This window comes from Micromonospora sp. LOL_014, from assembly GCF_048060245.1.
In the GTDB taxonomy this organism is placed as follows: Bacteria; Actinomycetota; Actinomycetes; order Mycobacteriales; family Micromonosporaceae; genus Micromonospora_E.
Genome location: NZ_JBHMIP010000058.1, coordinates 1 through 9,471, shown reverse-complemented (window position 1 = coordinate 9,471; position 9,471 = coordinate 1). Strand labels below are relative to the sequence as shown.

Genomic DNA, 9,471 nt, shown 5'->3' with positions numbered 1-9,471 from the left:
TAGACGTGCCGGGTCTCGTCCTGCGCCGACCACACCTGACCGGTCGCGGCAGCATCACACACGGCCAACACGACCGGCGTCGAGTTCACGGTCGCACCACCATCGACCGCCAGACACAGACCGGACCCGGTGTGCCGCAACTGCCCGACCGCCGTACGGGCCAACCGCTGCGCCGCGGTGCCGTCACACACACGCAACTGGACCGCCGACCCGGCCGTGTCCCCGTCCGGCTGGACACACCAGTCGTCATACACCCGCAACGTGCCCAGATCGGAATCCGGCTGCCCGTCCACCACCGTGAACGACCACCGCTGCGCCGTCGTGCCGTTGCACTCGTACAACTGCACCTGCTGACCGGAGACCGCGAACCCCGCCTGCAGATCCAGACACTTACCCACCACACCCACATAGGCGGTCTCGCCGCCGCCGCCCTGGCCGGCGATCCGCTCCACCTGACCGTCGTAGGTCCAGGTCAGCTCCTGCACGTCACCGGAAGACACCGACCGCACCGACCGCGTCTCACCGGTCGCCTCGTACAACCGCTCGGCCTCGGCCGTCACCTGCGCACCCGCCGGCGTCACATACGACTTGCGGACCGACGTCAACGTGCGCGGCTGCGACCCGTCCGCGCCGCCGTAGCCGTACGTCGTCGTCGCGTCCTTCCCGGTGTCACCACCGAGGTCCTTTTCCACCAGCTCCGACCGGTTACCGAGCAGGTCATAGGAGTACTCCTGCCAGTAGCCGGCCCCGTCCGCACCGGACGCCACCGACGCGGCAGCCGGCGCCACCGCGCACGAGGTCTGGTCAACCGCCGTCCACGCCTCGGTCAGCCGGCCCAGCGGGTCGTAGCCGAAACACTGCCGCTCCTGAATACCGGCCGCGTGCTCCCGGATCGCGGTGACGTTACCGGCCGCGTCGTAGCCGTACGACCGGTGCGACACCAGATTCCCACCGACGATCGCCTGATCACCGGTCTGCTCCCGGAACACCCGCTGATCGGTCAACGCACCACTGGCGTCGTCGTACGACGCCGTCGTCCACACCCGGTGCGGCTGCGCGTCCAACGTCGACCGGAGCACCTGCCCGTACGGCGAGTAGACCGTCTCCGCGCCGTACCAGTCCTGCCCGGACACCGACAGCGGCAACCCGTCGGCCGTGTACCGGACCAGCACCTGCTCGGCCGGCATCCGACCGACCGCCGGCAAGTCGACCGACGCCGGCAGCCCGGTGTCGGTGTACGCGTAGCCGTACGTGTACGACGCCGCCAGACCCCACATGTCCGCGACCGACTGCGGCAACGTCAACGTCGTCGACGTCGGCTGGTAGTCGTCGGTGTAACCACCGACCTGCTGTGTGTACGCCAACCCGTCGGTGTAGCGGGTCGCGGCCGCCGGCAGCCCGATGCCACCGGGCGCGGTGTCGTAGCCGTACTCGGCCAGCAACGTCCCGCTCGGCCCGTCGAGCCGCTGCTGCGTCGGCCGGGACAGCTCGTCGTAACCGTTCCACACCGTCACGCCACGCGCGTTCGTCGAGGTCAGCGGCCGGTCCCGGTGGTCGTACGTCAGCGTCGTGCTGCCGGAGTCCGGGTCGTTGGCGGTGACGAGCCGGCCACGCTGGTCGTAGCTCCAGGTCCACGGGCGGTCCGGGTCGGCGGAGTGGGTGGCCGACGCCAGCTGGCCGCGCGGGTGGTAGCCGTACCGCATGGTGGTGAACTCGGTGCGCGCGGCGTCGGTGAACGTGTCGACCCGGACGGTGCGGCCGATGGCGTCCGAGTAGGTCCGGTACGACGGCGAGCCAGCCGGGTTGATCACGGTGGAGTGGTCGGTGCCGTACTCGTAGCGGGTTGCCCGCTCCGGTGCTTCCGTGCCGCGCAGCACCGGCATCTCGGTGACGACCCGGCCGAGACCGTCGTAGGTGTAGCGGGTGGCGTTCGGCACGGCGGTGTCGGCGAGCGGGGTGAACAGTCCGCCGCTCGGTGCGCCCTCGGCGTAGTAGGCGTTGTTGGTCTGCCACACCTCACCGGAGGTGTTGTAGAGCGTGTCGCTGATCAGCCGGCCGCCGCCGACGGCTTCCTGCTGGCTCTGTCGTTCCCGGCCGAGCCCGTCGTAGAGGGTGACGGCGGTTTCGACCCGGTTCTCGTGGCCGCGGCTGCGGGTGACCACGTACGGCGGTTTGCCGGCCGGCAGGTGGTATTCGGCGCTGAAGTCCGGGACCGCGCCGGCGGTCGGGGTCCGTCCGGGCGCCCAGACTTCGACGAGCCGGCCGAGCGGGTCGTAGGTCGACTGGCTGACGTGCCCGTTCGGGTCGGTGCTGCGTACGGCGACACCGCGGCCCGGGTCGACCTCGACGGTCTGTTCGTGGCCGAGCGAGTTGCGTTCGACGACCTCGTAGGCCTGCCCGGTGGCCGGTTCGAAGGTGGTCGTCGAGGTCCTACCGTCCGGATCGGTGCGGGACACCACCCGACCGATCGCGTCGAAGGCGACGGTGCCGTCGCTCTGGAAACCGGACCCGTCGGCCTTCAACGACCAGGAGCCGGTGACCAGGGCCCGGGTCGACGCCGCGAGGGCGGTGCCGTACGGCTGGCCGTCGTAGCCGACCCGGCTGGCCGAGCTGAGTGTGGTCAGGTCGTCGAAGTCGGCGTCCGCGCACAGCGTCGGGCTGGTCCGCAGCTGGCGGGTCATCCCGATGACGTGCTGGTCGGCTCGGTGCAGGTAGTCGACGTACGTGCAGGACTCGTCGCCGGGGCGGCCGGTGTCGCCTCGGGACTCGACGTGCGTGGGCAGCCCGTACGTCGCCTCGTAGGTGGTGCGGGCTTCGACGACCCGTTGGGTGCGGGTGTCGTCGCCGGTCCCGGAGGATCGGGTGTACGTGATCTGCCGGGGTTCGGTGACCCGCCAGGCGCGTAGCGGGCTGAGTCCGTCGTCGCGGTCCCGCCGGGCGAGTTCGGTGGCGGCCGGCACGGTGACGCTGCGGGTCAGCCACGCCGTGTCGGCGTCGTCGGCGCTGGTGTAGGTGAGTTCCTCGGCGATCCGGCCGGCGAACGGCTCGGCGTCGGAGGCGATCAACACGCCGTCGATGTCGTGGACGTCGACGGTGTCGCCCAGGCCGCGGAAGTACCGGGTGACGGACTTGCTCCGGCGGCTGCCGATGGCCGGGTCGTCGTCGCCGGTGATCACGGTGACCTGGCCGAAGCCGGCGAACCGCGAGTAGGTGCGGGTGGACTTCTTGGTGAACTCCTGCTCGGCGAGTTTCCAGCCGGCGTCGGCGTAGGAGTACCGGGTGACGGTGGGGTAGGCACCGTCGACGGCGGGCAGTTCCTCGACGGTGTCGACGACGTACTTGTGGAACCAGTCGATGTCCTCGACTGCCGGGTCGGGGTGCCAGTAGGACGGATAGCAGAGCCGGGTGTTGGCCTTCAGCGCGGCGGTGTCGTTCTTGCCGGGCAGGCCGGTGCCGGTGTCGCAGGCCCCGGTCGGCTGCTTGTACGTGACGATCGTTTCGCCGCCGTACTCGTTGATGACCCGGCCGATGCGCAGCCGGGAGAAGTTGGGCCGGTCGTCGCGGCGTACCCGGTTGGGCATGTCGTCGGGGTTGGCTTCGAACCGCACCGCGTTGAGGGCGATCTTGTCGTCGGGGTTCCCGCTACGGCCGTAGCCGGTGCGGGTGACCGACTCCAGCCACAGTGCCGTGTTGAGCCCGGTCCGCAGGATCGGGAAGGACTGCTTGAGCCGGTATTCGTCGACGGTCTGCAGCGCGGTGCTGCCGGGCTGCCGCTGCGCTGAGGTGGTGATCCGGTCCAGTCGTTTGCGGGTGAAGAACGCCGGGGAGGCGTTCCAGCACTTCTGCCCAGCGGTGCAGTGCAGGTCGGCCGGGGTGTCGTACCAGATCCGGTAGTTGCTCGGGTCGGTGCTGGTGAAGTTGGCTTCGGTGCAGGTCAGCGAGCCTTCAGCGAAGCAGCGTTCGGCGACGGTGAAGGAGACCCGGGCCAGCGGCGCGGCCGAGTAGACGCTGTCGGCGCGCTGGCCGTAGTCGATCCGGGTCAGGTAGCCGCCCCGGTCGTAGCGGACCGGGTCCTTGAAGTTGAAGTTGCGGGCGTAGTAGTTGGTCTCCCTGGCCCACCACAGGCTCATCGCGTTGCCGTGGACGTCCTCGACGTAGTCGAGGGACCAGCGCCACGCCTGGGTGCAGGCCGACCCGGCCCAGTTGCCGGCCTGGTAGCAGGGTTCACCCGGGTGGTTGCCGTAGACCGGGGCGGTGAGCACCGAGTTGGTCACCGGGTCGCCGGACGACCAGCCGGGCAGCCGGTGCCGACCGAAGTGGTGCCGGGTGCCGTCGCGGGTGGTGACCACCCAGTACTCGCCGTCGGCGTCGCCGTTGGCCAGCCCGGAGTCCTTGAGTAGCTGCACCTTGGAGCCGTCGCCGTTGGCGGTGATCCAGGTCTGCTCGTCGTCGTCGAAGACAAGTTCGGTGGTCGTTCCGCCCAGCGACAGGGTGGCGTTGTTCGACCCCCAGCACAGGTCACCGGTGCGGTGGCTGGCGTTGTTGGAGCCGGCCTTCTTCGAGTCCTGCCGACAGTTGGCGTAGCTGCGGGTGATCGACCCGGCGGCGTAGTCCCAACCGTCGCCGATCCAGGAGGCCTGGTTGTTGGTGGCCGAGGTCCGCCCGTCCACCGACTGCGACGAGTACGACAGGTTGACCTGCGGCATCAACCCGCCGGAGGTCTCCGGCACCTGCACCTGGTAGCCGTAGGTGAACGCACCGGAGGAGGAACCGGCGGCCCAGGATCCGGAGGAGAGCAGCGGGGTGGCGGTGTAGTCGCCGGCCGCCGACGCGCCGGTGTCCAGGACGCCGACGACACTCGACGACGCGGCGGACGTGGTGGCCCGACCTGCTGCGGGCTCGCCCGCCAGCAGCGCGCTGACCGGGACGGTGCCGCTGACCACGCGCCGGGTCGACGCCACCGAGACCTGGCTCGGTGCCGGGGTGAACTCGCCGGTCCCGGTGATGCCGGCACCGCCGGCCTGCGGTCCGGCGCTGCGGCCGGTGCTGCCGTCGGCGGTGGCGCAGTCGCCGCTGTCCGGGGCGTCGTAGACGCATTCGGGCAGCAGCAGGAAGCCGAACCGGTCGGCGGCCTGCGGCCCGTACAGGTCGGCGAAGGTGGTGTAGTCGACGGTCAGCGCGACCTCGGCGGCCGGGTCGGCGGTGGCCGGCGGGGTGATCTTCATGATCAGGCCGGCGACGCCGGCGGCCTGGGACGCCTCGGGGGCGGCGAGGCCGACGGCCCAGCTGCCGGCGAGATCGGCCGGGTCGCCATCGGACGGTACGCCGAGCGCGACCGGCAGGTCGTCGACGGGCAGCGTCTCACCCGCGGCCAGACCGGTGAGGTCCACTGTGCCGTCGCCGGACTCCCACGGGGTGACGGCCTGCGGTTCGTACGGCACCACCGGCACCTCGTCGGCGGTGGTCAGGTCGGATTCGGCAGATTCGTCCTGGCCGACCCGTTCGGCGTCCGGGATGTCCGGCAGGTCGACCTCGATCGCTTCGCGGCTCATTCCCGGGCCGGGTATCGCCCACGCCTGCGCGGGCAGGACCGTCACCACCATGACCGCCGTCAGCAGGAGCGTGCCGCCCCGGCTGCCAAGCCGTCGGCCGAGCCGGCGTGCTCTGGTACGGGCGGTTCGGTCACCGGCGGCTCGGCGGTCCAGCTGCCAGGACTGTGGACCGGTTCCACGCATGCGCGTCGACTCCCAGGCGCGAAGAGAAGGTGCGGACGGACCGCGAGAGCACACGCCGGGTGTGGGGCACGGTCGTGAGCACTCTGCGTCAAGTTGATCTGACACTCAAGTGAGCATCAGGCCGACAGCAGGGATCCGAGTGAACTGCATCACTGGTCAATCTCCACCTGTGGTGGCAATCTGCACACAAGGCGTAGAGATCTTGAAATCGCAATACATGGATGAGTTGCCACTAGCAAAAGCCGACAAAGGCTCGCATTGCGCCGCGGGTGGCGATGCGCACCAGTGGGATATAACAGGTTAATAACGTTAAAGAGGGGCGCGTCGATGGTGGTGTCCGTGCGATCGTGTGCGGACTTCTGCCCCGTGGCCGCCGAGCGGGCGCAGTGGTTTCCACATCGTTCCTGCCCACCGGGTCCCACGGGAGTAGACCGCAGTGACCGCGCCTCGCCTGCTCAGCCCATTCACGCGTACGCGCACCAGACTCACCCTGACCATCGGTCTGCTGGTGGTCGCGCTCGTCGCCGCGACGCTGCCCTTGCTGCGGTCCACCATCGACCGACTCGTCGCCCCGGATCCGGCACCATCGGCCGGCCCGCTCGACGACTCAGCGGCCCTGGCCCAGGCCCGCCGCACCGGCAAGGAGGTGCTGATCGACACCGCGACGACCGCCACCTCACTCACCTGGGCCAGACCGGACGGGCAACTGCGTACCACCAGCCACGCCATCGCACAGCGGGCCCGCGACGCCACCGGGCAGTGGGCGGAACTCGACACCACCCTCACCCGCACCGGCGCGGCCGAGCAGGGCCGGGCCGACGGAGCCGGCCGAAGCCGGGTCACCGACGGCGCCGACGGTCTCGGCGTACGGCCGGTCAACGCTCCGGCACCGGTCCGCTTCTCCAGCGGCGGAGCGGCCGCCGACCGGTACGCGGCGGCGGACGACCAACCTGCCGACACCACCGACACCACTGACCGGGTGCTGGCCGAGCTGGACCTCGACGGTCACACCATCACGTACACCTGGCCCGGTCCGCTACCCGAGCCGGTGCTCGACGGCCCCCGGGCGCTCTACCCCGACGTGCTGCCCGGCGTCGACCTGCTGATGGTGGTACGCGACGACGGCGGCGTCGGCCAACTTCTGATCGTCAAGACGCCCGACGCGGCCACGGTGGACTCGGTCCGCCAGATCAACTACGGCCTGCGGTCGGCGACCGCTGTCTTCCAGCACGATCCGGTCACCGGCGGGGTCCGGATCCTCGACCCGGCCGACAACGAGGAGATCAGCTCCATCCCCACCCCGTTCGGCTGGGACTCCTCCGGACGCAACACGGACGACCCCGACGCGCCCCCGCGTACCTCGGTGGCCACCACGACCGACGTGCTGCGCCTGTCCGGCCTCAGCGGTGCCGAGCCGGGCTCCAAGATCGGCCAACTGCCCAGCACACTCGACGGCGACGGCACCGGTGAGGCGCGACTGCGGCTGGACGCGGCGGCCAGCGGACTGCTGGACGACGCCGAGGTCCGGTTCCCGGTCTTCCTCGACCCGACGATGCGCAGCACCACCCAGGCGTGGGCGACCATCTACAGCCAGCACCCGAACACCAACACCTGGAACGGCACCAACTTCAACAACGGCACCACCGTCGCTCGGGTCGGCTACGAGGAGGAGACGCCGCTGCGCGCCCGCACCTTCTGGCGGATGGGCTTCAACAGCAACATCGAGGGCGCGACGGTCAGTTCAGCCAGCCTGCGGCTGCTGAACAACCATTCGTGGAGCTGCCAGGCCCGGGAGATGCGGCTGTGGCTCACCGGAGCCATCTCCTCCGGCACCACCTGGAAGAAGCAGCCGGACTGGATCTCCGAGCAGCAGCGTCGGTCGTTCGCGCACGGCTACAGCAACCAGTGCGCCGACGCCTACGTCAGCTTCGACGTGCAGCAGGGTGCCCAGGCCGGCGCGACCAACGGGTGGTCCCAGATCACCTTCGTCATGCGGGCCACCGACGAGGACGACACCCACACCTGGCGCAAGTTCCAGGTCAGCGCGACCGAGCTGACCGTGGTCTACAACCGCAGCCCCAACGAGCCGACCGCCGGCACCATCACACCCGGCGGAAACTGCGCCCCCGGGCCCGGCGGCGGCACCCTCGTCGCCCGGACCAACCTGGTGCTGGCCGCCACCGGCTCGGACCCGGACGGCAACCTGCGCGGGCTGCGCTTCCGCTTCTGGCCCACCGGCGGTACGGTGCCCGCCGGCACCCTCGTCACCAGTCTGAGCAGCGGCCGGGGCAGCGTGACGATCCCCGCCACCAGCCTGGTGGATGGCGTCACCTACTCCTGGGACGTCCGGTCCGAGGACACCGACGGCGCGACATCGTGGTACTTCCCGCCAGGTGATCAACCCTGTCGGATCACGATCGACGCCAGCGCGCCACCGGCTCCGGCCGTCACCAGCGACGTGTTCCTGGCCGCCACCCCGGACGGAGCGACCTGGGCAACGGTGAGATTCGGCCAGACCGGTCCGGTCACCTTCACCGCCGCCGACGCCGCCCAGTTCAGCTACGCGCTCGGCGGGCGTGAGCTGACATACGTGACGGCCAACTCCGGCACGGCGACCGTGCCCGATCTGCGACCCCGACATTCCGGCCCGACCACCCTGCAGGTGTACGCGTACGACGCGGCCGGCAACCGGAGCGCCCGCACCGACCACACCTTCTACGTACCGCCTCGCGACACCGCCGACGGGCCGGGCGACACCGGCGGCGACGGACGACCCGATCTGACGATCATCGACGCCGACGGCAATCTGCGGACCTATCCCAGCGACACCGACGGAGCCCTGTACGGATCCCTGGCTGCGTCGTACAGCGCCGATGGCCAGCTCGACCCGGCCGGGCACTGGTACGACCCGGCGACCTCCCAGGTCGCGCTGCTCACCAAGTACGGCGACGCCTTCCCCGGCGACGGCATCACCGACCTGTTCGTCCGCACCCCCGACGGCGGCTTCTGGATCTACCCCGGCGACGGGTACGGCAGCTTCGACGTCGACGACCGGATCCGGGTGCGGTTGCCGGCTGGCGCGCCGGACCCGGCCACCTGGACCCAGCTCAAGGCCGTCGGAGACATCACCGGAGACGGGCACCCCGACCTGGCGCTGCGGCCGGCACCGCATTCTGGACGTTGAGCGGCTACACCGGAGCAAGCTTCCAGCAGGCGACCCTGATGGAGGGCACCGCCTGGGCCCGCAGGGAGATCGTCAACGTGGCCGACATCGACCAGGACGGAACCCCGGACCTACTGTGGCGCGACTTGGACAACGGCAGAATGTCTGTGCGGCACGGCCTACCCGGCACCGTCGCTGGTAGCGTCGATCTGCACTCGTTGAAGTTGGCAGTAAACTCCCGCGACGGTGACGTCTCCTTCGGCACCGGCTGGTCGGCCGCGAGCGTCGATCTGGTGATCGGCGTCCCCGACGTCAACGGCGACGGCATACCCGACATGTGGGCCCGGTGGACGTCGGACGGACAACTACGGATCTACCATCCCTCCACCTCCGCCGCAGGCACCGCCGTACAGGTTCTTTCGGATGTGGCCTATCCGGGCGCCAAGGGCCTCGGCTGACCGCAGCCGCATCATCGACGTCCGCTGCCGACCTAAGGGTCGAGCCGTTGCTAGAGATCCCGGCGTAGCAGTAGCCGCCGCTGTTCGAGCACTGCACCTGGCGTAGCCGGTGGCG

At 70.2% G+C, this 9,471-nt stretch carries 1 protein-coding gene and 1 pseudogene; one reads left to right on the top strand and one right to left on the bottom strand.

Annotated features, from left to right (window positions below; translation table 11 throughout):
* Positions 1-5,735 (bottom strand): ricin-type beta-trefoil lectin domain protein (locus ACFHW1_RS28125; protein WP_416616590.1); only part of this gene is annotated, 5,735 nt, incomplete at its 3' end.
* A gap of 436 nt (positions 5,736-6,171) precedes the next feature.
* Here ACFHW1_RS28125 and ACFHW1_RS28120 point away from each other — a divergent pair.
* A pseudogene (locus ACFHW1_RS28120) lies at positions 6,172-9,356 on the top strand (DNRLRE domain-containing protein).
* The last annotated feature ends 115 nt before the right edge of the window (positions 9,357-9,471 follow it).